The following is a 21,118-nucleotide window of genomic DNA, read 5'->3' as shown; positions in this document are numbered from 1 at the left end:
TGCTGTGGTCCACCCTGCCCGGTGTCATTCTCCCACCGGTAGAGGACGAACACACGGGCCGTTCAGTTCACTGTTCGTACCGTGACGCTGCCGTCGCCGGTGCGGGCGGACACTCGATGGGAGCTGCTCTCGTCGCGGGGCACGGACACGTCGACGCCGCCGTCACCGGTCTCGGTGGTCACGCGGTCGGTGGCGCGGGGCAGTGCGATGGTCACGGAGCCGTCGCTGCTGTGGGACTCGACACGATCCGGCACGGCACCGAGTTCGAGGCGGACCGAACCGTCGCCGGTGTGGGTGCGGACGTCGCGGGAGGAGACGTTCGCGCGGATGGACCCGTCGCCGGTGCGCATCCGCAGCGGACCGCTGGTGCCGGTGACGCGGATGGACCCGTCGCCGGTGCGCACCTCCACGGGGCCGGTGGTGTCGGTGACGCGGACGGATCCGTCGCCGGTGCGGATGTTCAGGGGGTCCCGGAAACCCCGGGCGTGGACCGTGCCGTCGCCGTCCTGGACCTTGACGGTGATGCCGCGGGGGACCTCGATGCGGTGCTTGGCCGAGCAGTCGACGACGATGCCGGAGCACTTCAGGCGCAGCACCAGGTGGTCGTCGCGCATGGCCCAGGTGACCTTGGGCTCCTTGCCGACGACGACCGAGCCCTGGAACCACCGGGTGACCTCGATCTTGCCCGCCGGGTTGTCGTCGGAGGCGACGATCTCCAGGGCCGAGTCGTCGGAGTCGACGGTGAGGGTGCGGCCCTGGAGGCCGAAGGACCGGTGGTCGGGGTCCGTGTCGTCCCCGGCGGACGCCCCGCAGGCGCTGAGGCCGGCGACGAGCACGACGACGGCACCGGCAAGGGCGGTGGCGCGGACGGTGGTGGTGCGTGCGGTCATGACGGTCTCCCCCTGGACGGACGACGGGCGCTCCGGTGCGCTCTACGACCGTATGGATCCGGGGCCCGCGGGGGGATCCGGGCCACTCCCGGATCAGGGGTGGGGTTAACCCCAGCTACGGACCCGGTGCGCGTCGGTGATACGGGTTTGCGGGACCGTGCCCCGGGCCATGTAGGCTGTCGACTCGTCCTGGGCGCGTGGCCCGGGAGCCGGGTGCGTAGCTCAGGGGTAGAGCGCCTGCCTTACAAGCAGGATGTCGGCGGTTCGAAACCGTCCGCGCCCACCGACCGAGTAGCAGTTCAGAGGCCTCCTGGGATCTTCCCGGGGGGCCTTTTCCGATGCTCGGTCGCCGGTTTCCGGAAAGTCATGTGCGACGCGGTACGGCTCCGTCCTGCCAGCGGTAGAGGTCGCGCAGCAGGGAAATCTCGGCGCCGTGATGGATCAGCTCCCGGTTGACGTGCAGGACGATGCCCTCCATGGGAAACCGCTCGGGACCCACCGTGGGCGGATTCTCCAGGTCGGCGTCCGAGAGCGCGCGGACTCCCTTGTTCCATCTCGCGTACATCTCATCGAGCTGTTTCAGCGCCTCGTCGGCGGTCCCCGCGTAGGCGAATGTCCGGGAGTCGACGTCCTGGCCCCCGAAGTGCCATCCGACCCGATAGCCCAGGCAGGAGACGATGATGTGCGCCAGCCGCCAGGCGATCGTGGTCACCGGCGCCGGCGTCGGCACCGTGTCAGGGGACGCGTGGTCCATCGTCCATTCCCCCGAACCACCCGACATCGGTGCGGCCGACGTGCCACGGGGGCGGATGCTCCAGCAGTCGCGCACCGGCTCCCAGAAGTACTCCTCGTCGACAAGACCGTGCAGCCGTGGCCTCAGGTTCTTGTGCCAGTGCCGGTCCAACTGGTCCGCGAGTCGCTCGCTTCTTGTCATTTCGGCACACTACTCAGAACGGTGAGACCTGGCTGCGACTCAGGCCTGCTGCCCGCCCTCGACGACGGCAAGGAGCACGAGACCGTCACCGGCGCGGACGTGACGAGCGTCGGGTACGTGCGGAGGTGGCCCAGGGCGGACCGGGCCCGCGAGGCGACCCACGGGTCACAGCACGAGGGAGGGCAGGGTGCTGGAGCTGGTGAGGGACGTGGTCTGAGCGACGGCCAACCCGGCCCGCAGTTGCGGGCGTTGGCCGAACGCTGTGGACTCCGGGCATGACGAAGCCGGTTCTGTACCTGATCGCCTGCGCCGCGAGCCCCACCCGGTTCATCGACAACGGCGTACGCGCCGCGCAGGCTGACAACCGGGACGTGTGCCTGATCCTCACCCCGTCCGCAGCGACCTGGTGGGAGCCGCGCATGCAGGAGCTCGTCGAGCTGACCGGGAAAGGAATGCCGTGCTTCTCGTCATCGGTGCACGCCGGGAAGCTGCCGGCATGCTCGCGAGTAATGGGCTGGCGGAATTCTCGGACGACTTTCTCGGGAGCCGGTGCCGCAAAACCGCGTGTAGTTGCGGGAAGTACGTGGGCGAGGGCGACTTCTGCGAGAGAAGCACCTGCCGGCACTCGGCGGGTCAGCATGCGACGTGATGGCGGGCGCACTGTCGGCCGTCACGAGGTCCCGTCGGCGGGCACCTCTTCTCCTGCTCGAAGGTGAACTCCTGCTGTTCGCCGATCTGCTGCCGTCGGCTGGTCATCGTCTGGTGAGCGAACCAGGCCGCGCCGATCGCCCCGCCCGCGCCGATCCACGTCGGCACGTCCCCCCAGCCACTGCGGCACACTCACGCCTGCCCCTCCCATCGCCCTGTTCACCCGACACGGACGCACTGCCGTGTCGCGGGTTCCCCGAGGGCCTCTCACGTCGGGCCAGGGGCCTGTCACTATGATGAGCGCGTGAACAGTCCCGCCCAGCGACCCGCCGTACGGCGGTGGTATGTGCTGTGCGTACTGGGGCTGTTGGCGGGGTTGCTGGGGATGCACGGGCTGGCGCCCGGGGGTGGCCTGTCTCGGCAGGCGCATGTGATGCAGGGGCACCAGGCCCGGACGTCTCAGGCCTCCGTGTCGCCGACCCACGTCATGCCCTATCTGCACTGCGGTGACGGGCATGTCCGGCACGCCGACGCGACCTGTGCGTCCGGTGCCGTGGGCGGGGGGCCGGTGCTGCCCCCGCTGGTTCCCGACCCGGTCCCCGTCGCCGCGGGGGAGAGCGCCGTTCGGGGGTACGCGGTCGCGGATCCGGATGGCGCCCGGGCCCCGCCTTCCCTGGCCGAGCTCCAGCTTCTGCGGATCTAGACACGACACATCACGCCGTCCGGCACCGACCGGTGACGGTGTGGTGCTCCGACGTGTCCGGATCCTCAGTTCCTCGTTCCTTGCAGACAGCAGGAGTTCACGCATGAGCAACAGCATTCGTACCCTGGCGCGCCGCGCCGCCCTGGTGGCGGCCACGGGTGCCGCGGCGGTCGTCCTCGCGGCCTGTGGCGGTGACGGCGCCGACCGTGCCGCGGGCGGTGCCGGGCACGGCGACGCCGGCAGCCACGGCCCCACCGGAACCCCGTCGGCCACCGGCGCCCACAACCCCCAGGACGTCACCTTCGCGCAGGGCATGATCCCGCATCACCGGCAGGCGCTGGAGATGGCGCGGCTGGCCGGCGGCCGGGCCTCCTCCGGGGCGGTCAAGGACCTCGCCGGGCGGATCGAGAAGGCGCAGGATCCGGAGATCCGGACCATGACCGGCTGGCTGAAGACCTGGGGCGAGGACGTGCCCCAGGCGGGCGGCGGCATGGACCACTCCGGGTCGGGCCACTCCGGCATGCCCGGGATGATGGGCGACGAGGACATGGCCGCGCTGGAGAAGCTGACGGGCAAGGCCTTCGACCACCAGTTCCTGACCCTGATGGTCGAGCACCACGAGGGGGCCGTGGAGATGGCCCGGACCGAGCAGAGCAAGGGCCGCTACGGCCCCGCCAAGGCCATGGCCGGCGACATCGTCACCGCCCAGCAGGCCGAGATCCGCGAGATGAACGGGATGCTGGGCGACCAGAGCTGACCCCGTCGGGCGTCACGAGGTTCCGCCGGTCTCCTCCGGCGGAACCTCGTGCGCGTGCTTCAGCTCCGAGCGGGCCGCCACCCGCTCGGGGCCGGCGAGCTCGGACCAGTAGCGGTGGGTGGTGACGAACACCGCCAGTTCGTGCTCCCGCTGCCGGAGCTTCTCCACTTCGGCCTGTTCGTCGGCGCTCCAGCCGGGCGAGGCGGGGCGTTCCACCTTGCGCCAGCCGTTGTCGTCGCTGAAGCCGTCCAGCGGCTCCACCGACCAGGGCAGCCGCTTCAGCAGGGCCGACAGCTCGGCCCGGACCTGATGGAGTTCCTCCTGACCGGCCAGGAGGTCACTCGGAAAGTCATAGGTCGTAGCCACGACCCAATGATACGCCTGTTCGAATTTGCCGGGCGAGTTCCTTCCTGTGGTTCGTGCGAACAGGTGTGCGGGCAGCGCCGGCGCCGCATCAGCGCCGGGCCGCGCCCCCGGTCCGGTCCGACAGCTCGCCCACCACCCGGGCCGCCACCGGGGCCGGAACCGCGTGGCGCTCGGCCGCGCGGAGCAACGCGCCGCCGATCGCGTCCAGTTCGAGGGGTCGGCCGGCCTCGGCGTCGCGCTGCATCGACGACTTCGTCGCCGCCGGGAACGCGTCGTAGCGGGCGAGGGCCTGGGCGGGGTCCGCCGGGCCGCCGCACGCCTGGCTGATCGCGGCGGCCTCCTCCACCAGGGCGGTCAGCTCGTCGCGGTGACGGGTGCGGACGTCGCCGAGGGGAAGGCCGTAGCGCGTGGTCAGCAGGGCGAACGGCGCCAGGAACGACATCTTCGCCCACAGGGCCGCCGTCTCGTCCTCCAGGACCCGGGTGGCCGGACCGGCCGTGGCGAAGGCCTCGGCGAGGGTGTCCAGACGCGGCCGGGGCACGTCCGTGCCGGTCAGGTCGATCTCCGCGAAGGGGCTGCCGTGTTCGACGACGCCCGGTGCGACCCGGGTGGACTCGACCCGGATCACGGCGGGGGCCACGCGGTCGGGCCGGTAGCGGGCGCGCAGGGCCGCCGGGTGTTCGACACCGTTCAGGAACGGCACGAGAAGGCCGTCGCCCAGCACTGGGGCGGGGACCCGCGCCGACGCGGCGTCCAGGGCGGTGTCCTTGACGGTGACCAGACACGCGTCGACCGGCTCGCGCAGCTCGGTGTCCGCCTCGACACGGGCCGTGAAGTCGCCGAAGCGTGCGCTGCGGACCTGGATGCCGCGGGCGCGCAGTGTCTCGGCGGTCTGCTCGCCGGACAGGCAGATCACGCGGTGGCCGGAGCGGGAGAGCAGGGCGGCGAGCAGGCCGCCCACGCCGCCGGGGCCCAGGACGGCCACGGTGAGTTCGTTCGCCATGAGGAGATCCTCTCGTCGGTCGGCCCCGGGATGGTGGCCGCCTCGCAGTGATCATGGCAGGGGCCGCTGTCGCAGGAGGGCCGGACGGGTGAAACTGGGGGCATGTGCCGGAGTATCAAGACGCTGCGTCCGCCCGCGATGCCCGAAGAGGCCACCGAGGCCGACGTGCGCGCTGCCGCCCTGCAGTACGTGCGGAAGGTCTCGGGATTCCGCGCCCCCGCCGCTCACAACCAGGAGGTGTTCGACCGCGCCGTGGAGGCCGTCGCGCAGGCCACGGCCGAGTTGCTGGACGGTCTTGAGGTCCGCGGGGCCGGGGCGCGGAAGGCGAGCCGGGCCTGACCGGACGCGGCGACGGCCGGCGCCGGGCGGCCCGCACGCGCGGCCATGGCCAATCGGCACGGCCACCGGCGACGCCGCTTCCACCGCGTCCAACGCCACCGAGCCGACGACGGCGCCCGCCACCGGGTCGGACTCGGTTCCGGACGCCCCGGGCCTCAGACCGCCAGTTCCGGCTGCGGTTCGGGGCGCGGGGCCGGTGTCGCCTCCGCTTCCCACAGCTTGGTGGTCCGCAGATAGCCGTAGACCACCGAGGCCATCGCCAGCAGGAGGAGGGGGCCGGACACCCACGGGTGGGCGGCCATCTCCAGCGGCACCAAGCGGTAGGACGCCAGCAGCACCGTGAAGACGGCCGTCCCGTACGCGATCAGCCGCACCCCGGCCCGGTCCCAGCCGCGGTCGTACGTGCGCAGCGCCGCCTCGACCGTGTACGCGAACACCACGCCGGCAATGAGGTCCACGCCGTAGTGCCAGCCGAAGCCGAGCGTGGCGGCGAGAGTGGCGACCAGCCAGAACGTGCCGGCGTACCGCAGGGCGCGCGGGCCCTTGCGGGAGTGGATGAAGATCGTGGTGGCCCAGGCCGTGTGCAGGCTGGGCATGCAGTTGCGCGGGGTGATCTCGTCGAACGGCAGCTCGTAGGGGGTGGTGATCGGCGGCAGGGTGTCCGGCCACAGGTCGGCCGCCGCCCAGTGCCCGCCCTCGGGACCGTAGGCGAACATCGGCCCGACCACGGGGTAGATCATGTAGAAGGCCGGTCCGAGCAGGCCGATCAGCAGGAAGGTGCGCACCAGGTGGTGGCGCGGGAAGCGCTGCTCGGCCGCCACGTTGCGCAGCTGGTACAGCGCCACGCAGACCGCCGCCACGGCGAGCTGGGCGTAGACGTAATCGAGGGCGTGCTCGCCGACCGGGCCGCTCGCCCTGAGGAGCCGGCCCGCCAGCCACGACGGATTGCCCAGCGCGTGATCGGCCATGGCGACGTACGGGTCGAGTGTGACCGGGCGGGTCTGTGACGTGATCAGCAGCCAGGTGTCACCGGTCTTGCGGCCGGTCACCAGCAGCAGGCCGAGCCCGACCCCCTTCAGCATCAGGACGCGTTCCGGGCCGGTGCGGCGGACGAGGGCGAAGACCGCGACGCCCAGGATCACCCACAGCGCGCCGTTGCCGAACGGGTGGCCTTCGGCGGGATAGGTGCCGGTCGCCCACCGCACCAGCAGGAAGACGAGGTCGATGCCGAGCGCGGAGCCGAGGGCGATGAGCCGTTGCCGCCAGGTGAGCACCACCAGCGTCAGCGCCAGGCTGGCGTACAGCAGGAAGCCGGACTTGGGGGCGTGGATCACCTCGCGGGCCTGGGTGGTGATCGGCCCCGGTATGCCGAGGTGATGCGCGGTGATCTGGAGCGCGACGAGGAACCCGAGAGTGACCGCGCCGGCGGCGGCCCACAGCATCGCCCGGGGCCGCCGCCTCGCGGCGAGCGCGATCCGTCCTATTCGGGAGGCTTCCCGCGACGCTGTGGTTGTCAATGTCTCAGCCGCTTCCAGGTCTCGGAGTGGTCGTGGTGGTGGGTCGGAGCCGGTCTACGACGTCCGCGGCTCGCGCCGCATCAGATACGCCGCCCCCGCTCCGGCACCGAACAGCGCTCCCACCGACACCGCCGTGGCCACCCAGCTGGCGCCCAGCAGGTGGGCGCCGAAGTAGCCGAGGGCGACGCTGTAGGTGGCCCAGGTGAGGCCGGCCAGGGCCGACCAGGGCAGGAAGTCGCGGGCGCGGCGGCGGGCGGCGCCAGCGCCGAGGGAGACCACCGAGCGGCCGGCGGGAGCGAACCGGGCGAGGACGACGAGGGCGCCGCCGCCCCGCGCGAGGGCCGCGCCGAGGCGTTTCTGGGCGGTGGTCAGCCGCCGGGAACGCGAGATCGCCCGGTCCAGCCGGGCGCCGCCGCGCCAGGCGAGGCGGTAGGCCAGCAGGTCGCCCAGGACGGAGGCGGTGGCAGCGCAAAGGGTCAGGGCGAGGATGTCGGGCACGTCGGCCGCCGTGCCCGCTGCCGCCGCCGTGGCCGCCGTGATCACCAGGACGCCGCTGGGCAGCACCGGCAGGAACACGTCGAGCAGGACGGACAAGGCCACCACCGCGTAGATCCATGGGCTGCCGATCAGCAACCCCAAGTGCTCCGGCACCGCGACTCCCCGTGACTCCCCCGTGGGCCAGACCGTGCCGCGATGGCGCGGGCGGAGACGGCAGGAGTGGCCATGACAGCCATAGAGCGTACGCCTGAGGTGTGACGGGCGGTTCACGGGGGGCTCATACGTTCGGTGTGGAGTGTTCACCTCGTCGCGCCTCGCCCCGGATTGTCGGCATATGCGCGAGTGCCGTCCTCCTCGCCCTGATGCCGGGGCGGTACTGACGCAGCGGCGCCTCCCCCGGTGGGGAAGGCGCCGCTGGGTTCCGAGGGGCCGGGCAGCTCAGGCGGCCACCGGGGTCTGGCCCGGGGAGCGCTGCTCCTGCGTCGAGGTGCGCTTGGCCAGCAACCGGTCCAGGCCGAACGCGCCGGAGCCCGTGAAGATCAGCAGGAACATGGCCCAGCAGTACATGGCCGCGCCCTCGCCGCTGTTCTCGATCGGCCACAGGCCCTGGGGCTGGTGGACCTTGAAGTACGCGTACGCCATCGCGCCGGAGGAGATGAACGCCGCGATGCGGGTGCCGAGGCCCAGCAGCACCAGGGTGCCGCCGACGAGTTCGATGACGGCCGCGTACCAGTTCGGCCAGGCGCCGGTCGCGGCGGTGCCGCCCTTGCCGTCCACGCCTCCGAGGACGCCGAAGAGTGCGACGGCTCCGTGGCAGGCGAAGAGCAGGCCGACGACGATCCGGAACAGTCCGAGCGCGTACGGCTGTGCGCCGTTGAGGCGAGCGGTCATGTGGGGGGTCTCTCCTTCGATTGGCCGGCCCTGGGGAGGTCGGTCGGGGACGGATACTGCGGAGTAACCCACGTTAGGTGTGCCTAATTGATGCTTGCAAGTTCAACATTTGGCCACGACTTTGCCTCCCGTTGGGGCTCGATTTCGGGCCCAGTCGCACGTAGAACGGCTCTCGCCACCGCATCCGCGTCCGAAAGGGTGACCGAATCCACCCCTGGGCGGGCTCCGGCGGCGGTCACCCAGTGCACGCCTTCTGTCGGCACGCCGAACGCGAACAGTCTCGTGTGTGCAACTCCTTGACGATCCATCAGGCGATAGGGGCGGGATGTGACGTCCAACCCCCCTGTCTCATAACCGTCGACGGTGTGCGGTCGGCACCGCCCGCTGCGCAGCAGGCCGGCCAGGAGGGCGTCGGCGGTGTGCCGCAGGTCCGGTTCCGGCAGGCGCGCCTCTATGAGGGTTCTCACACGGACGGCCGACCCCGGCACGTCGGGGGAGTGCGCGGCCCAGGCCCCGTCCTCCTCCGTCACCCGCAGCCGCGGCCCCAGTACCTCCATCACGCCCGCCTCCATGAGGGCCACGAGTTCCTCGATGCGGCGCCGCGGCGGGCCGATGGACAGGAACGCGTTGAGCGGGGTGTACCAGCGGTCCAGGTGGTCCCGGCGGGAGGCGCCGGCGAGGCCGCCGTGGTCCACGATCAGCCGGAGCTCGTTGCGCAGGTCGCGCAGCACGTCCAGGGCCGCCTTCAGGGGGCCGTGCACATTGTCCAGAGCGGCCTGGGCGGCGTCCTCGCGCAGATGTGCCAGCAGCCAGTCGCGCCACCGGCCGGGGTGCGCGACGTCCCGTCCGGCGTACGGGCGGGAGATCCGCTCCCAGCACCAGCGGTCGCCGTCCGGCACCCTGAACTCCCCCAGCAGTGGCGCCTCTCGGGGGTCGCCGTGCGGAACGGCGAGGAAGCGGTCGACGAACTCCCGCTCCAGCCCGGCGAACTCCCGCTCCAGCCCGGCGAGCTCCCGTTCCCGCCTGGCGAGCTCCCTTTCCTGCCCGGCCAGGTCCCGGTCCCGTCCGGCGAGCTCCCTTTCCTGCCCGGCGAGGTCCCGGTCCCGTCCGGCGAGCTTCCTTTCCTGCCCGGCGAGGTCCCGGTCCCGTCCGGCGAGCTCCCGCTCCCGCCTGGCGAGGTCCCGTTCGTGCCTGGCGAGGTCCCGGTCCTGCTCGGCGAGGTCCCTTTCCCGCCCGGCGAGGTCCCGCTCCCGCCCGGCGCCGTCCGCGGCCCGCCGGATCAGCGTGGCGTAGTAGACCGTCTCCACCTCCTTCGCCACCAACGGCCAGATCTCCGCGAGGAAGTCGGGCGCCTCCCCGGAGTCCGCTCGCTTGCGGAACCCGGCGATCACCTCCGGGGTGAGGACGAGCGGAACGTGCCGGCCGTACGGCCCCTTCGCGTTGTCGCCGCGAGCCTGGTACGGGACGCCGCGCCGGGAACCGGCGAAGAGCCGTGGCTCACGGCCGGAGGGGAGGTAGCGCAGACCCCCGGCGTCCCGTACGAAACGGCCGCCCCGGCCGGTCGTCAGCAGGGCCGTGTGATCGAAGAAGTTGAGGCCGAGGCCGCGCAGCAGAACGGGCTCACCCGGGGGTATCGAGGACAGGTCGACATCGGCCGGGTTGGCGGGCGGGACGTGGCGCAGGCCGTGCCGCGCGGCGTGGGACGCGTGCCGCAGCAGGTCCGGGCCGGCGGTCCTCGGCAGGTGCCCCTGGGCCAGCACCACCGCGGACAGGCCGGTCAGGATGCGGCCGTCGTCGAGGGTGAGGGCCTGGCGGTCCCCGGGTGTGTCGTCGAGCCGCACCGCGCGCGCCCGGTGCGTCTCGACCCGTACGGCCGGCGGCGCCTGCCGTACGACCTCGGCGAACACCCACTCCAGGTAGCGGCCGTAGTCGGCCCGGGTCGGGTACTCGTCCGGGCCCAGTGCGCCGTCCGCCCACTCGTGCAGGCTCGGGCCCGGGCGGATCGGGCCCGAGCAGTCCACGCTGTCGTCGGTGAACAGGGTGACTTGGCAGGCCACGGTGTTCATCAGCAGCTCGGGCGACTGGGCCGTGCGCCAGACGCGGCCGGCGCCGGGCGGGTCCGGGTCGATCACATGGACCGTCAGCAGGGCACCCGGCGGAAGCAGTTCCGGGGCGGAGGCGCACAGGCGTTCCAGGACGCTGGTGCCGCGCGGTCCGGCGCCGACCAGGGCGACGGAGACACGCGCGGGTCTCGGGGCCGGTCCGGGACCCCCGGCCGGTACGGATTCCTCGGCTTCCTCGAAGGTGTCCTCGATGGTTTCCTCGGGCGACGCAGACAAGGGGGGAACTCCCGGGCGTGGGGGGCGCGTGTCGGCGGTCCGCCGGGCAGGAAGCGGACGGTCCGCCTCATCATGCCGTCGCCGGGAGCGGTAACCGAGACTCGTGGGGAAGGATTGACGGTCGCTGTGGGATGCCTCACTGCCATCACGGGGTATCGCGGAGCACAGCGGCAACAAGCGGGCGTAACGGTGTGTTACGGGGCGAGCTCGGAGTCCAGGAGCGTCGTCAGGCGGGGGCCCGTGCCCTCGCGGGCCTTGGCCTGCTCCAGTCGCAGCCGGGCCGAACGGCCGCGCAGGGTCAGGGTCATGAGCTGGTTGCCGAACCAGGGGCCGCCCGTCTTGCGCCAGCTGACCGGCGGCTTCGGGAGGCGGCCGTGCCGGGCGAGCCCGCGGCCCAGGCGCCGCGCCATCGCGCTCCAGCCGATGCGGAACGCCAGCCGCATCGACAGCGGGACGGAGTTGTGCACGGGGGAGCAGACGAGCTGCACCACCCGGGCGTCCGGGTTCCGGCCGGGCCACGAGGGCTCGGCGATGTAGGCGTGGTGCACGTCCCCGGAGAGCACGCACACCGTCGCCGGCGCCTGGTCGCCCGAGCCCGCCTCGGCGATCAGCTCCGCCAGCCCCGCGAAGGACTCGGGGAACGCCGGCCAGTGCTCCAGGTCGGCGGCGCGCCGCACCTTCTCCCCGAACCGCGCCCAGCGCGCGCCCCGTTCACCGCCGCACAGCGCCGCGTTCCAGCCCTCGGCGTCGTGCACGAGATGCGGCAGCAGCCAGGGCAGCGAGGTGCCGATCAGCAGGTGGTCGTACGCCTCGGGTGTCTCCCGCACCTGCTCGCGCAGCCAGGCCTCCTCGCCCGGGTCGAGCATCGCGCGCTCCTTCTCGGAGAGGACCCGGGCGGCCCGGCTGTCCACCATCACCAGGCGTACGCGCCCGAAGTCGCGCCGGTAGCTCCAGCGGACCGTGGCGGCGTCGGCGTCGGCCCGGGCGGCGAAGTCGCGCAGCACATCGGTCCCGTCGGGAAGCTTGCGGACCGCCTCGTACACCGGGTCGGCCGCCAGCTCCTCCAGGGAGAGGTTTCCGAGGTGCTGGTGGACCCAGTACGACATCAGGCCGCTCAGCAGCCGCTCCTGCCACCAGCCGGTGGAGCGCATGTCGGCGAGCCAGGCGGCGGAGGTGTTCCAGTCGTCGATGACGTCGTGGTCGTCGAAGATCATGAAGCTGGGCACGGTGGACAGCAGCCAGCGGATGCGCGGGTCGAGCCAGGACTCGTAGTAGAGGTGGGTGTACTCCTCGTAGTCCGCGACCCCGTTGCCCGGCTCCTCCTTCAGGTCGCGGCGGCCCGCCAGCCAGCGTTGCGTGGCGTCGGAGGTCTCGTCGGCGTACACCTGGTCGCCGAGCAGCAGCAGTACGTGCGGCCGCTCGCCCTCGGGGTCGGCCGCGAGGCGGGTGGCGAGGGCGTCCAGGGCGTCCGGGCCCACGGGGTCGTCCCCGCCCGCCGGGGGAGAGGCCCAGCGGCAGGAGCCGAAGGCGACGTTGAGGTCGCCTTGCGGGCCCGGCGCGTGGATCGCCGAGGGCGGGAAGGGGGAGCCGGGCAGCGGCCACTCCCGGGTGCCGTCGAGCAGCACCTCGTACGTCGTGGTCGTGCCCGCCGTCAGGCCGGTCACCGGGATCAGCGCGTAGTGGTGGCCCGCGATCTGGAAGCTGTGGGCCGTGCCGCCGGCGCCGTCGGCGCAGCGCACCTCGGCGGTGCACGGACGGCTCGTCTCGACCCACACGGTCGCGGACGAGCCGTCGGTGTACCTCAGCAGCGGTCCGAGGCGCAGTGCGCTCATGTCGTTCCCCTTCCGTCGCCCCGTACGGTACGCAGCGACGGAGGTCAGCGGGGAGGTCCCGGAGCGAATCAGCGTGTCAGCAGCTCGCGAGGTAGTTCTGCAGCGCGGACTTCTCGGCCGAGTCGACCGAGAGGTCGTAGTAGTACTTCACCTGTACCCAGGCGCGGACGTAGGTGCAGCGGTACGCCGTCCGGGAGGGCATCCAGGTGGCCGGGTCCTGGTCGCCCTTGGCCTGGTTGACGTTGTCGGTGACCGCGATGAGCTGGGGGCGGGTCAGGTCGTTGGCGAACGACTGGCGGCGGGAGGTGGTCCAGGAGTCGGCGCCGGAGTCCCAGGCCTCGGCCAGCGGGATCAGGTGGTCGATGTCGACGTCGGAGGCGGCGGACCAGGTGGCACCGTCGTAGGGGGAGTACCAGCTGCCGCTGGTGGCGGCGCAGGAGGAGTTCTGCTGGACGTTCGAGCCGTCGCGCTTGAGGACGACCTCGCGGGTGTTGCAGGCGCCGGACTGGGTGATCCAGTGCGGGAAGAGGTCGCGGTTGTAGCCGGTGCGGTCCTCGGTCGCCACGGTGAGCGAGGCGAGGTAGGAGCGGGCGGTGGCGCCGCTCACGGGGGTGGGGAGGGCGGCGGAGGCCGTGGGGGCGTTGAAGAGGGCCACGGACGATATGAGCGCAGTGGCGGCCGCGGCCACACTGAGCCGTCGACGCGCGTAGAACCTGGGCATGCGAACTCCCTGGGGAGAGGGGGGTGTTGGCGTGCGAGCAGGGGAATGCTCGCGGTGCCGTGTTGCGCACAGGTGTGCGCCCGGTGAGAAGTTAGTGACACGTGCATGACATGACAAGGTTCGCGGGGAAAGTTTTCACGTCAGGGGTGTCGCGTATGGTGGACGGCGCAGAAGGGGAGTAGCTCTTCGCCGGACCGTCGACATACTGCTCAGCCCGCCTGAGCCGGCGCCCGGAGGCGGTCCTTTCCCGGACCCGCCAGCGAGACCTTCGGCAAAGCAGTGCACGCCCGCGCCCCCCGGCGCGGGTGCCGTGTGTGCTGCCGTGCCGAGGTGTCGTGTGCGAAGATCCAGCACTCTCGGTGGGGCAGCCCCGACCGATTGAGGAACCCTTGATCAGCCTGACCGTGACGGCCGTCGTCTTCGGCGTCGTCTTCCTCGCGGAACTGCCGGACAAGACCGCCCTCGCGGGCCTCGTCCTGGGCACCCGCTACCGCGCCTCCTACGTCTTCGCCGGTGTCGCCGCCGCCTTCGCGCTGCACGTCGCGCTCGCCGTCGCCGCCGGCAGTGTGCTGACGCTGCTGCCGCAGCAGATCGTGCAGGCCCTCACGGGCGTGCTGTTCCTGGGCGGGGCCGCGGTGCTGCTGCTGCGCAAGGGCGAGGACGAGGAGGAGGTCCGCAAGCCGGAGAACCAGTCCTTCTGGAAGGTCTCGGGCGCCGGGTTCATGCTCATCCTGGTCGCCGAGTTCGGTGACCTGACCCAGATCATGACCGCCAACCTGGCCGCCCGCTACGACGACCCGCTCTCCGTCGGCCTGGGAGCGGTGCTCGCGCTGTGGGCCGTGGCCGGGCTCGGCATCGTCGGCGGCAAGGCGCTGATGAAGAAGGTGCCGCTGCGGCTGATCACGCAGGTCGCGGCGCTGGTCATGCTCGCGCTCGGGGTGTGGAGCCTGTGGGAGGCCGTGACCGGCTGAGCCGGGCGAGCCGAACAGTGGATGAACGTCCGGTGGGCCCCCTGGCGCGAAGGCCGCCTTGTTTTGTACCGTAGAGAAACAAAGTGGCTCCCGCCCGTTTTCCCTGACCGGCGGGCGGGGCCGCCTTGTCTCCCGGGGCGTGCCGGTCGCGATCCGTCGTCCGCCCCCTCCCGCGCTGAACGCGCCCCGAGCCTTGGAGCTGCCGATGACGGCCACCGCCGTGCTCACCGCCCGCGCCCTCCTGCTGGACATGGACGGCACCCTCGTCAACTCGGACGCCTCGGTCGAACGCGTCTGGCGGCGCTGGGCCGAGCGTCACGGGCTCGACGGGGACGAGGTCATGAAGGTCGTCCACGGCCGGCAGGGCTACGCCTCCATGGCGCTGCTGCTGCCCGAGCGGCCGATGGAGCAGAACCACGCCGACAACGCCCGGATGCTCGCCGAGGAGACGGCCGACACCGATGGTGTCGTGGCGATCCCCGGGGCGCCGGAGTTCCTGGCCTCGCTGCGCGGGCTGCCGCACGCGCTGGTGACCTCGGCCGATGTGCCGCTCTCGACGGCGCGGATGGCCGCGGCCGGTCTGGAGCAGCCCGGGGTGCGGGTGACCGCGGAGTCCGTCGGGGCGAGCAAGCCCGACCCCGAGGGCTTCCTGAAGGGCGCCGCCGAGCTGGGCGTCGCCCCTGCCGACTGTGTGGTCTTCGAGGACTCCGGGGCCGGGATAGCGGCCGGGCGCGCCGCCGGGATGACGGTGGTCGGGGTCGGGCCCCGGGCCGCGGCCCACGAGCCGGACGTCGTGGTGGAGGACCTCACCGAGGTGCGGGTCGAGGCTGGTGCGGACGGGACGATCCGGCTGTACATCGGCTGAACCCCGGCCGTCCGGCTCACCGGGGCTGTACATCGGCTGAACCCCGGCCGTCCGGCTCACCGGGGCTGTACATCGGCTGAACCCCGGCCGTCCGGCTCACCGTGGCTGCACATCGGCTGAACCCCGGCCGTCCGGCTCACTCGGGCCGCGAAGGTGCGCCCGTCACGTGGGCGGCGATGACGTGCGCGCACTCCAGTGACTCGGTGTGCGTCGTGTCCACCTCCACGTCGTAGCTCAGACCCTCGTGCACGACCAGCGCCTGTGACGCGGCCATGCCCTTGACCCGGTTCCCCCGGGCGATCTCGCGGCCCGCGGCGACCTCGGCGTCGCACCGGACGCCGACCCACAGCACGGTGAGTCCGGCGAGAGTCTTCTCCCACCGCTGCCGGGACGCCGCGCCGCCGAGGAAGACGTCGTCGACGATGATCCCGGCGCCGGCCCGGGCCATGGCGGCGATGCCCTCGGTCCAGGCCGCCTCCAGAGCCCGGAACTGCGCGCCGACGCTCACGCCGTCGTCCGCCGCGAACGTGATCCCGCCCTCCGAGCCCTGCAGCTTCGCGGGCAGCGCCTCGACGAACGAGTCGACGCCGAAGGCCATCCACGCACCCGGCAGGACCTCTTGCAGGCACCGGACGATCCCCGACTTGCCCGAGCTCGAACCGCCGTTGACAACGATCACCTGGGTAGTCACGGCGTCACGATAGGGCGGCCGGGCCGGTCAGGGCTCCCGGGTTTCCGACTCCAGCCTCGCCCGGGTCTCCCGGTCGTAGACGCCGAGGTCGTCGGCCTGGATGCCGCGGGACCACTGGTAGGTGCGGACCGCGTCCTCCAGCCGGTCGTCGAAGCTGCCGTCGGTGTCGTCGTCGTACAGGTACAACTGCCGCAGACGGAGCTGGAGTTCGGTGACCTCCGGGCCGTTGTCGCCGAGGCGCAGGACGGCCGGGCCCTTGTTCTGGCGCGAGGCGTCCGAAGGCGCCTGCCCGGGGCCGGTCGCCGATGCCGACGGCTGCGATGCCGACGGGGAGGGCGACTGCGACGGGCTCGCCGGGGCGCTCGGCGCGGACGGCGACGGCGAGGCGGACGGGCTCGCGGTGCGGGACGGCGCCGGGCGCGGCGCGGCCGGCGCCGGTGGAGCCACCGAGGCGCCGCCCTTCGGGGGCGTGGAGGCGGCGCTGCTCGGCGGGGCGTCCGGCACGCTCGCACGGATGTCGTCCGGCAGTGCGGTGTCCCGGGACGGGCTCTCGTAGGAGAACAGCCCGCTCGCGTACCCGGCCGCCGCGACGACAGCGACGCAGGCGCCGGCGGCGGCGAGGAGCAGAGTGCTGCGCCGACGCGGCCGACGCCTACCGGACCGGCCGCCTTCCGGCGCCCCGACGGGTGTCCCCACGGTGCCGTCGAACATCCGCAGGCCGGTGATGCTCGGCTCGGCCGGGGCGGGGGCCAAGGGGGTCGGAAGCGCCGAGGTGGCTGGGGTGGCCCGAAGCACGACGGTCGCGTCCGGTCCGTCCGGCCCGACCGGCCGCAGGGGCAGGGTGAGGTCGGCGGTGGCGGGCGGCTGAGCGGCACGCCCGGGGGCTGAGCCCCCGGTGTGCGGGAGCGCGGCGCGGTCGACGGCCGCCGCGTCCCGCCCCGGCGCGCCGTCGCCCACCGGCCGTGTGCCATCAGGCCGTGCCGCGTGCACGGTCCCGGTTGCGTGCGGGGCGTCTCCGGGCCCTGGGGTCCCGTCACTGTCCCCGTGGGCGGAGGGCGGGGCGGCCTCGGCCGGGTCGGTCGGCTTCGACGCGGGCGCGGTGTCGCCCGGGGGCCGTGTGGACCTGTCGGTGTGTGAGAGGCCTGGGGGCGGGTCGGTCGGCGTCGCCGGGGGGGGGGTGTCGCCCGGGGGCCGTGTGGACCTGTCGGTGTGTGAGAGGCCCGGGGCCGGGTCGGTCGGCGTCGCCGGGGGCCGGACGCCCTCGGCTGACCGCGTTGGTCCGTCGGTGTGCGAGAGGCCCGACTGCGGGGGCGTGGCCCGCCCGTCGCGGTCGGAGCGCGGGGCGTCCGGCCCCGGCGGACGCCCCTGGTCGTGCTGCGCCTCCGGCGCGGAGGGCGTCCCCGGGTCGATCTCCACGTACGGGCGGATCCGCAGCGGGTCGAAGTCCTCCGCGGCCGCCGCCCGGGTCGTGCGGGCGTCGCGGAGGGCCTCGGCGGCCCGGTCGGTGCAGGCGCAGGCGGGGGTGTTGTCCCGCTGTCCGGGTGCGCCGCACTCCGGGCACGGGTGGCCGTTGGGCGGTTCCACGCGTTCCTCCCTCCCCTCGCGAACTCCAGAGATTATCCAGATCTTCTCCACAGTGCGGTCGAGGAGCCCCCGGAAGCGCAGCTTCCACAAGGGCCCGGCGGGCCATAACAGGTCACAGCGGTCACGATGGAAAAGTCACCGGAGACGCGGGAGGTCGGATGGCCGAGGACGGGAACGCCACCAGGCTGACGCCCCAGGGCGCGGCCCCCCGCGAGCAGGTGTCCGGGAACGTCCTGGTCTCCATCGCAGCCCTGCTCCTCGGCATGCTGCTCGCCGCACTCGACCAGACCATCGTCTCGACCGCGCTGCCCACGATCGTCAGTGATCTCGGCGGTCTGGATCACCTGTCCTGGGTGGTCACCGCGTACCTGCTGGCCGCGACCGCCGCGACCCCCCTGTGGGGCAAGCTCGGCGACCAGTACGGGCGCAAGCGGCTGTTCCAGACGGCGATCGTGATCTTCCTGGTCGGGTCCGCGCTGTGCGGCGCCGCACAGGACATGGCCCAGCTGATCGCGTTCCGGGCCCTGCAGGGCCTCGGCGGCGGCGGGCTGATCGTGTTGTCGATGGCGATCGTCGGCGATCTGGTGTCGCCTCGTGAACGCGGCCGCTACCAGGGCCTGTTCGGTGCCGTCTTCGGTGCGACCAGCGTGCTCGGGCCGCTGCTCGGCGGGCTGTTCACCCAGCACCTGAGCTGGCGCTGGGTGTTCTACGTCAACCTGCCGGTCGGCGTCGTCGCACTCGCCGTGATCGCGACCGTCCTGCACATCCCGCGCACGGCGCAACGCCACGTCATCGACTACCTGGGCACCTTCCTCATCGCCGCCGTCGCCACCTGCCTGGTACTGGTCGCCTCGCTCGGCGGGACCACCTGGGCCTGGGGGTCCTGGCAGATCGTCGGGCTGGCGGTCCTGGGCGTCGTCCTCGCCGTCGCCTTCGTGGCCGTCGAGCGGCGGGCCGCCGAACCCGTCCTGCCGCTCAAGCTGTTCCGCGTCCGGACCTTCACGCTCGCCGCCGTGATCAGTTTCGTCGTCGGGTTCGCCATGTTCGGCGCCATGACCTACCTGCCGACCTTCCTCCAGGTCGTGCAGGGCGTCAGCCCGACCATGTCCGGTGTGCACATGCTGCCGATGGTGCTGGGCCTGCTGCTGGCCTCGACGGCGTCCGGGCAGATCGTCAGCCGCACCGGCCGCTGGAAGGTGTTCCCGATCGCCGGCACCGGTCTCACCGCGCTCGGGCTGCTCCTGCTCCACCAGCTGGACGAGCACAGCTCCACGGCCGAGCTGAGCGGCTTCTTCTTCGTCTTCGGGCTCGGCCTCGGCCTGGTGATGCAGGTCCTCGTGCTCATCGTGCAGAACGCCGTCCCCTACCAGGACCTGGGCGTCGCCACCTCCGGAGCGACCTTCTTCCGCTCCATCGGCGCCTCGTTCGGTGTCGCCGTCTTCGGCACGGTCTTCGCCGGCCGCCTCGGCGAGCAGCTCACCGACGCCTTCCGCGGTGTCCGGCTGCCGCCCGGCGTCTCGGTGGACGCGCTGGAGGCCGACCCGCGCGGCATCGCCGCCCTGCCGCCCGGCCTGCGCCCGCCGGCCCTGCACGCCTACGCCGTCTCCATCACGGACGTCTTCCTGTACGCCGCCCCCGTCGCGCTCGTCGGCTTCGTGCTGGCCTGGTTCCTGAAGGAGGACCGGCTGCGCGGCTCGGTCACCGCGCCGGACGTCACCGAGACCCTGGCCAGCAACCCCGTCGAGCGGTCCTCGTACGACGAGGTCTGCCGGGCCCTGTCGGTGCTCGGCACCCGCGCGGGCGGCGCGAGATCTACCGGAAGATCACCGCCCGGGCGGGCTACGACCTGCTGCCCGCGACGAGCTGGCTGCTGCTGCGGATGCGGCGCCACGGCTCGGTGGAGCCGGGCGTACTGGCCGACACCATGCCCGTGCCCCTGACGGTGATCATGGAGGCCGCCCGGCAGGCCGAGGAGCGCCGTCTCGCCGTGCGCCGGGGCGTCGACATGGTCCTGACCGATCAGGGACGCGAGGTGGCCGGCCGGCTGGCCGAGGTCCGCGAGGAGTCCCTCGCCGAGCTGCTCGGCGACTGGTGGGGGCCGGACCGGCCGACCGACCTGGAGCGGCTCGTGCGCGAGCTGAACGGCGAACTGTGCGGGTCCCGGCGCGAGCGGCCGTACCGCACGGACTCCCCGGAGGAGAGGGGCTGAGTTCAGGCCAGTTCCTTGCTGAACCAGTGCTCCGCGTACGGGTCGTCGTTGTGGCGTGCGGTCTCCCGGTAGCCGAGGCGGGCGTAGAGGCCGCGGGCCTCGACGAGATCGCTGCGGGTGTCGAGGATCATCCGGGTGGCGCCGAGCGCACGGGCGGCCTCCTCGGCCGCCCCGACCAGGAGCGGGGCGCCGCCCCTGCCGCGCATCGGCTCGCGCAGGAACACCCGCTTGAGCTCGGCGGTCCTGCCGTCCAGCAGCCGTACGCCCGCGCTGCCGGCCGGCTCGCCGCCGTACCGGGCGACGAGCAGCCGGCCGTCCGGCGGGGCCAGGTCGGCCCCCGGCTGGGCGGCGATCTCCCGCTCCAGCTCGGCCGGGTCGGTCCGGCGCCCTTCGTGCAGCAGGTACCAGCGGTCGCTGACCTCGGTGTAGTACGCCCGCCACAGAGCGGCGGCGACGGGGGAGTCGTACGGTTCCGGAGTCACGGTCCAGGTCATGAACCGCATGGTGCGCAGGCGCCCCACCGGCCACGCAACCGAATAGTCCCGGCCATGCGTTCGCGCCCGGGTTGCGCCAGGGCGCCGTTTGGACACGGGGTTTGGGGCAACCCGACGGGCGAACCGGCTCGCGAGGAGAGCCGGGTGGGCCGAGAACCCGGAAGGCATTCATGTCCACTGGCCTGATCATTGCTCTGATCGTGATCGCGGCGGTCGTCATCATCGCGGCCGTCATGACCCTGCGCGCCCGCGGGCCTCGGCAGGGCCCGAGCCTGAAGCGGCGCTTCGGACCCGAGTACGACCGGGCCGTCGCCCGGCACGACGGTGACGCCAAAGCGGCCGAGCGCGAACTGACCGAGCGCGTGCAGCGCCACGGCGAGCTGCGCGAGCGGCCGCTGGAGCCGGCGCAGCGCGAGCAGTACGAGGCGCGCTGGACGGCCGCCCAGGAGCGGTTCGTCGACTCGCCGCGCGATGCCGTCGCCGAGGCGGACCGGCTGCTCGCCGAGCTCGCCGGCGCCCGGGGCTTCCCGGACGGCGGGCAGTACGAGGAACAGCTGTCCGCGCTGTCCGTGCACCACGCCCACCACGTGGACGGCTACCGGCGCGTGCACCGCGCCGCGCATCTGCGCGCGGAGGACGCCCGCGACGGCGGCCAGGGCACGGAGGACATGCGTGAGGCCATGGTGGCGGCCCGCGCCCTGTTCGAGGAGCTGGTGAAGCCGGCCCGCCACGACGGCGGCGGCCACACCGGCGGACGGCACGAAAACGGCCGCGAGCGCGCCGCCCTGAACGGCGGCCGCAAGGGCCAGACCCGCGGCGGGCACATGCCGTGGGCGATGCACCGACGTCAGGCGAAGGAGAGTTGA

20 protein-coding genes, 1 tRNA gene and 2 pseudogenes are annotated in these 21,118 nt (G+C 72.8%); 10 read left to right on the top strand and 13 right to left on the bottom strand.

The window, feature by feature from the left end; genetic code table 11:
* Positions 1-62: 62 nt before the first annotated feature.
* Positions 63-890 carry a DUF4097 family beta strand repeat-containing protein gene (locus A4E84_RS12300; RefSeq protein ID WP_062926607.1) on the bottom strand — a complete coding sequence of 276 codons (828 nt, stop codon included), beginning with the start codon at positions 888-890 and terminating at the stop codon, positions 63-65.
* Positions 891-1,101: 211 nt separating this feature from the next.
* On the opposite strand from A4E84_RS12300, the gene A4E84_RS12295 reads away from it, so the two are divergent.
* A tRNA-Val gene (locus tag A4E84_RS12295) sits at positions 1,102-1,173 on the top strand.
* Positions 1,174-1,254: 81 nt separating this feature from the next.
* Here A4E84_RS12295 and A4E84_RS12290 read toward each other — a convergent pair.
* Positions 1,255-1,824 carry a DinB family protein gene (locus A4E84_RS12290; protein ID WP_062926606.1) on the bottom strand — a complete coding sequence of 190 codons (570 nt, stop codon included), beginning with the start codon at positions 1,822-1,824 and terminating at the stop codon, positions 1,255-1,257.
* 275 nt (positions 1,825-2,099) lie between these two features.
* On the opposite strand from A4E84_RS12290, the pseudogene A4E84_RS44405 reads away from it, so the two are divergent.
* From A4E84_RS44405 to A4E84_RS12275, 4 genes and pseudogenes are all read left to right on the top strand, one after another.
* A pseudogene (locus A4E84_RS44405) lies at positions 2,100-2,270 on the top strand (flavoprotein); the annotation flags it as partial.
* Positions 2,198-2,473: a DUF6422 family protein gene (locus tag A4E84_RS45735; protein WP_418082257.1), complete on the top strand. Its 276-nt coding sequence runs from the start codon at positions 2,198-2,200 to the stop codon at positions 2,471-2,473. The pseudogene A4E84_RS44405 and the gene A4E84_RS45735, both read left to right, overlap by 73 nt.
* A 345-nt stretch (positions 2,474-2,818) precedes the next feature.
* Positions 2,819-3,175, top strand: coding sequence for a DUF6153 family protein (locus A4E84_RS12280; protein ID WP_174569509.1), 357 nt, complete (start codon positions 2,819-2,821; stop codon positions 3,173-3,175).
* A 103-nt stretch (positions 3,176-3,278) separates the two neighbouring features.
* Positions 3,279-3,932, top strand: coding sequence for a DUF305 domain-containing protein (locus tag A4E84_RS12275; RefSeq protein ID WP_062926604.1), 654 nt, complete (start codon positions 3,279-3,281; stop codon positions 3,930-3,932).
* 12 nt (positions 3,933-3,944) lie between these two features.
* Here A4E84_RS12275 and A4E84_RS12270 read toward each other — a convergent pair whose 3' ends face one another.
* Positions 3,945-4,298, bottom strand: coding sequence for a hypothetical protein (locus tag A4E84_RS12270; protein ID WP_062926603.1), 354 nt, complete (start codon positions 4,296-4,298; stop codon positions 3,945-3,947).
* An 88-nt stretch (positions 4,299-4,386) separates the two neighbouring features.
* Positions 4,387-5,301, bottom strand: coding sequence for a ketopantoate reductase family protein (locus A4E84_RS12265; protein ID WP_062926602.1), 915 nt, complete (start codon positions 5,299-5,301; stop codon positions 4,387-4,389).
* A gap of 102 nt (positions 5,302-5,403) precedes the next feature.
* On the opposite strand from A4E84_RS12265, the gene A4E84_RS12260 reads away from it, so the two are divergent.
* Entirely contained in the window at positions 5,404-5,640 is a 237-nt protein-coding gene (locus A4E84_RS12260; RefSeq protein WP_062926601.1) for a DUF2277 domain-containing protein, read from the top strand.
* 155 nt (positions 5,641-5,795) lie between these two features.
* Here A4E84_RS12260 and A4E84_RS12255 read toward each other — a convergent pair whose 3' ends face one another.
* The 6 genes from A4E84_RS12255 to A4E84_RS12230 all read right to left on the bottom strand — a co-directional run bounded on the left by A4E84_RS12255 (position 5,796) and on the right by A4E84_RS12230 (position 13,438).
* Complete coding sequence (locus tag A4E84_RS12255) at positions 5,796-7,082, bottom strand: phosphatase PAP2 family protein (protein WP_062926600.1); 1,287 nt, start codon at positions 7,080-7,082, stop codon at positions 5,796-5,798.
* A gap of 129 nt (positions 7,083-7,211) precedes the next feature.
* Positions 7,212-7,808: a DedA family protein gene (locus A4E84_RS12250; protein WP_062926599.1), complete on the bottom strand. Its 597-nt coding sequence runs from the start codon at positions 7,806-7,808 to the stop codon at positions 7,212-7,214.
* 285 nt (positions 7,809-8,093) lie between these two features.
* Positions 8,094-8,546, bottom strand: a complete 453-nt coding sequence (locus A4E84_RS12245; protein ID WP_062926598.1) for a DoxX family protein — start codon at positions 8,544-8,546, stop codon at positions 8,094-8,096.
* Positions 8,547-8,629: 83 nt separating this feature from the next.
* Positions 8,630-10,774, bottom strand: a complete 2,145-nt coding sequence (locus A4E84_RS40600; protein ID WP_062931417.1) for an FAD/NAD(P)-binding protein — start codon at positions 10,772-10,774, stop codon at positions 8,630-8,632.
* Positions 10,775-11,079: 305 nt separating this feature from the next.
* On the bottom strand, positions 11,080-12,717 hold the full coding sequence (locus A4E84_RS12235) for an alkaline phosphatase D family protein (protein ID WP_062926597.1): 1,638 nt from the start codon (positions 12,715-12,717) through the stop codon (positions 11,080-11,082).
* 76 nt (positions 12,718-12,793) lie between these two features.
* Positions 12,794-13,438: an HNH endonuclease family protein gene (locus tag A4E84_RS12230; RefSeq protein ID WP_062926596.1), complete on the bottom strand. Its 645-nt coding sequence runs from the start codon at positions 13,436-13,438 to the stop codon at positions 12,794-12,796.
* Positions 13,439-13,827: 389 nt separating this feature from the next.
* Between A4E84_RS12230 and A4E84_RS12225 the strand changes: the two genes are divergently transcribed.
* Together A4E84_RS12225 and A4E84_RS12220 are read left to right on the top strand one after the other, a co-directional pair.
* Positions 13,828-14,409, top strand: a complete 582-nt coding sequence (locus A4E84_RS12225; protein ID WP_062926595.1) for a TMEM165/GDT1 family protein — start codon at positions 13,828-13,830, stop codon at positions 14,407-14,409.
* Between the two features lie 205 nt (positions 14,410-14,614).
* On the top strand, positions 14,615-15,274 hold the full coding sequence (locus tag A4E84_RS12220; RefSeq protein WP_062926594.1) for an HAD-IA family hydrolase: 660 nt from the start codon (positions 14,615-14,617) through the stop codon (positions 15,272-15,274).
* Positions 15,275-15,410: 136 nt separating this feature from the next.
* On the opposite strand, the gene cpt is transcribed toward A4E84_RS12220, so the two are convergent.
* Positions 15,411-15,965 carry a chloramphenicol phosphotransferase CPT gene (cpt, locus tag A4E84_RS12215; RefSeq protein ID WP_174569423.1) on the bottom strand — a complete coding sequence of 185 codons (555 nt, stop codon included), beginning with the start codon at positions 15,963-15,965 and terminating at the stop codon, positions 15,411-15,413.
* A 27-nt stretch (positions 15,966-15,992) separates the two neighbouring features.
* Positions 15,993-17,549 (bottom strand): peptidoglycan-binding protein, encoded by a 1,557-nt coding sequence (locus A4E84_RS44400; protein WP_107308305.1) that lies wholly within the window; start codon positions 17,547-17,549, stop codon positions 15,993-15,995.
* A gap of 158 nt (positions 17,550-17,707) precedes the next feature.
* On the opposite strand from A4E84_RS44400, the pseudogene A4E84_RS12205 reads away from it, so the two are divergent.
* Positions 17,708-19,758: pseudogene (locus A4E84_RS12205) on the top strand (MDR family MFS transporter).
* A 2-nt stretch (positions 19,759-19,760) separates the two neighbouring features.
* On the opposite strand, the gene A4E84_RS12200 reads toward A4E84_RS12205, so the two are convergent.
* On the bottom strand, positions 19,761-20,252 hold the full coding sequence (locus A4E84_RS12200; protein ID WP_079129352.1) for a GNAT family N-acetyltransferase: 492 nt from the start codon (positions 20,250-20,252) through the stop codon (positions 19,761-19,763).
* A 170-nt stretch (positions 20,253-20,422) separates the two neighbouring features.
* Here A4E84_RS12200 and A4E84_RS12195 point away from each other — a divergent pair, with 170 nt between their 5' ends.
* A complete protein-coding gene (locus A4E84_RS12195; protein ID WP_062926592.1) occupies positions 20,423-21,118 on the top strand; it encodes a hypothetical protein in 696 nt (231 codons plus the stop codon).

Source organism: Streptomyces qaidamensis, assembly GCF_001611795.1.
GTDB classification, from domain to species: Bacteria; Actinomycetota; Actinomycetes; order Streptomycetales; family Streptomycetaceae; genus Streptomyces; species Streptomyces qaidamensis.
The sequence above is the reverse complement of the archived record's forward strand: the minus strand, read 5'-3'. Positions and strand labels throughout refer to the sequence as shown.

Coding starts and splice junctions, on each gene's coding strand:
- A4E84_RS12300 (WP_062926607.1), bottom strand. CDS start 890: ATGACCGCACGCACCACCACCGTCCGCGCCACCGCCCTTGCCGGTGCC.
- A4E84_RS12290 (WP_062926606.1), bottom strand. CDS start 1,824: ATGACAAGAAGCGAGCGACTCGCGGACCAGTTGGACCGGCACTGGCAC.
- A4E84_RS12275 (WP_062926604.1), top strand. CDS start 3,279: ATGAGCAACAGCATTCGTACCCTGGCGCGCCGCGCCGCCCTGGTGGCG.
- A4E84_RS12265 (WP_062926602.1), bottom strand. CDS start 5,301: ATGGCGAACGAACTCACCGTGGCCGTCCTGGGCCCCGGCGGCGTGGGC.
- A4E84_RS12260 (WP_062926601.1), top strand. CDS start 5,404: ATGTGCCGGAGTATCAAGACGCTGCGTCCGCCCGCGATGCCCGAAGAG.
- A4E84_RS12255 (WP_062926600.1), bottom strand. CDS start 7,082: ATGCTGTGGGCCGCCGCCGGCGCGGTCACTCTCGGGTTCCTCGTCGCG.
- A4E84_RS12245 (WP_062926598.1), bottom strand. CDS start 8,546: ATGACCGCTCGCCTCAACGGCGCACAGCCGTACGCGCTCGGACTGTTC.
- A4E84_RS12235 (WP_062926597.1), bottom strand. CDS start 12,717: ATGAGCGCACTGCGCCTCGGACCGCTGCTGAGGTACACCGACGGCTCG.
- A4E84_RS12230 (WP_062926596.1), bottom strand. CDS start 13,438: ATGCCCAGGTTCTACGCGCGTCGACGGCTCAGTGTGGCCGCGGCCGCC.
- A4E84_RS12220 (WP_062926594.1), top strand. CDS start 14,615: ATGACGGCCACCGCCGTGCTCACCGCCCGCGCCCTCCTGCTGGACATG.
- A4E84_RS12200 (WP_079129352.1), bottom strand. CDS start 20,252: ATGACCTGGACCGTGACTCCGGAACCGTACGACTCCCCCGTCGCCGCC.
- A4E84_RS12195 (WP_062926592.1), top strand. CDS start 20,423: ATGTCCACTGGCCTGATCATTGCTCTGATCGTGATCGCGGCGGTCGTC.